Source organism: Mesorhizobium sp. M7A.F.Ca.MR.362.00.0.0 (assembly GCF_004023175.1).
Taxonomy (GTDB): Bacteria; Pseudomonadota; Alphaproteobacteria; order Rhizobiales; family Rhizobiaceae; genus Mesorhizobium.
The window spans coordinates 884-1,523 of sequence record NZ_RZTF01000713.1 but is presented as its reverse complement, the minus strand read 5'-3'; the positions used below and the strand labels follow the sequence as shown (position 1 = coordinate 1,523).

Annotated in this window: 1 protein-coding gene; it reads right to left on the bottom strand. The window is 50.2% G+C overall.

Translation table 11 applies throughout. The features are described 5' to 3' along the window. Positions 1 to 192: 192 nt before the first annotated feature. A partial coding sequence (locus EOC06_RS44560; RefSeq protein WP_245470418.1) for a LuxR family transcriptional regulator occupies positions 193 to 640 on the bottom strand: 448 nt, incomplete at its 5' end.

Below are 640 nucleotides of genomic sequence, written 5' to 3'. Positions count from 1 at the left end.
ACTGCGGTTGCCGCTTCCCTAAACCCAGACCAATAAACGATCCGTGCACCAACGCCCTTCGCCAGCCTTGTCGGCCGCTGGTTTCTGCGACCTGGCACTGTCCTGAAGATCAAGAGACCACGCGGTAGCAAACCGCATTCTCGATTTTTGCCGTCCCGGCAACTCGCGTGGTGTTTTCTCAGACGTCGCTTCTTACAGTTCTATAATTCCGAACTCTATTGCCTTAATAGCTGCGACCATCCTGCTACTCGCCTCCATTTTTCGCATTATGTTCTTCATATGGTAATTGACAGTATTTTCCGATATACCCAGAATAGTTCCTACGCCCCAGGAAGTTTTTCCTCTCGCCACCCATAAAATGCATTCTTTTTCTCTTGGGGATAGCTCAGGAGCTTTGTAGGCGCCGCTCGCATTCACAAATCTTGCGGCCTTCAGACGGAAATGTAGCGCGGCAAGATGCAAGTAAGTGATTGTTCTATCGTGGAATCTGTGGTTTCCAGGTGAAGCAAAGCTCATGATCTCAAACGTGCCATTGGGGCCATGCAATGGAACGCTAACGCCTGATCCTAAGCCGAAGGTTGCGGCCTCATCGAACACGCGCCGTTCGATTTCAGTCGTATGTTCGTCATTGTACATTTCG